The organism is Vibrio sp. 811 (assembly GCF_033339195.1).
This window is the reverse complement of record NZ_JAWOUB010000874.1, coordinates 1-534: the sequence shown is the minus strand read 5'-3', so window position 1 is coordinate 534 and position 534 is coordinate 1. Positions and strand designations below refer to the sequence as shown.

Annotated in this window: 1 protein-coding gene; it reads right to left on the bottom strand. The window is 44.4% G+C overall.

Annotation, left to right across the window (positions count from 1 at the left end):
* Window positions 1–534, bottom strand: a 534-nt coding sequence (locus tag R7Q46_RS29880; RefSeq protein WP_318078683.1) for a GGDEF domain-containing protein, incomplete at both ends; no start/stop codon positions are given.

The window sequence follows — 534 nt, the reverse complement described above, 5'->3', positions numbered from 1 at the left end:
ACGACCTTCGCCCGAAAAGTGGTTAAGGCGAGTCGAGATCTGTTTTAGAACTTCGTCACCAAATTCGTGGCCGTGTGTGTCATTGACCGATTTGAAGTTATCGATATCAATGAACATTAAGGTGAACGGGTTACTGCTGCCACACATCCAACGTTGAATGTTGGAACGTAAATACTCACGATTAGGTAGGCGAGTTAGATGATCATGACAAGCTTGGTAAAGCAAACGCTCTTTGGTTTCGTGTTCATTGTTAGCGATTGAGCGAAACAGCGCATAAAACGCTGCTTGAACGATCAGAAAGACGATGCAGTAAAACGCAAATTGGCTGTAAAAGCCGCGCTTAATGAAGCCCAAATCGGTCGACGACGCCGCCCATAAGCCATAATCAGGAAGGTATTTGAGTGTGATTAATTCATTCAAACGTTGGGTGTCGACGACGACATCAATTGCTCGGGTTAGCTGTTTTACTTGGTCGGTATCCCAGCCGTAGTCTTGCTGGTTTTGATCCAATAAGGCTTGTTTATTTAAATCATC